At 37.7% G+C, this 369-nt stretch carries 1 protein-coding gene and 1 pseudogene; both read right to left on the bottom strand.

The window, feature by feature from the left end; genetic code table 11:
• Positions 1-40 precede the first annotated feature (40 nt).
• Complete coding sequence (locus tag BCAMP_RS15180; protein ID WP_198015817.1) at positions 41-193, bottom strand: phage major capsid protein; 153 nt, start codon at positions 191-193, stop codon at positions 41-43.
• Positions 187-369: pseudogene (locus BCAMP_RS14115) on the bottom strand (phage major capsid protein); the annotation flags it as partial. The gene BCAMP_RS15180 and the pseudogene BCAMP_RS14115, both read right to left, overlap by 7 nt.

Genomic DNA, 369 nt, shown 5'->3' with positions numbered 1-369 from the left:
TTTAGCTGTTGCTGTTTTCAACACTTTAGAAATTTCAGCGTTAGCAGTGTTCAACGCTTGACGTTTGTACATGATTAGCAACTAATCCAGCTAAGTCAATATCTGAATCTTCAAGAGCCTCTTGAGAAATTGGAATATATCCACGGTATGTTTTTACAGCCCACGAAACTTTTTTTAAACTCCGGTTTAGCAAGAGCTGGGTTTTTTTTCTAATTCTTCAACTGAAATCATGACACCTTTGTTTTTAAGTAACACAGGGTATGAACCAGAACCTGTTGTAACTGGCACTTTTTCAGCGAATGTACGTAAATCAACAACTGTTTCTGGCTGAGTTTGAGGTGTCGTTAAGCGTTCAATAGGAATAACTGC

This window comes from Brochothrix campestris FSL F6-1037 (assembly GCF_000525915.1).
Taxonomy (GTDB): domain Bacteria; phylum Bacillota; class Bacilli; order Lactobacillales; family Listeriaceae; genus Brochothrix; species Brochothrix campestris.
The sequence above is the reverse complement of the archived record's forward strand: the minus strand, read 5'-3'. Positions and strand labels throughout refer to the sequence as shown.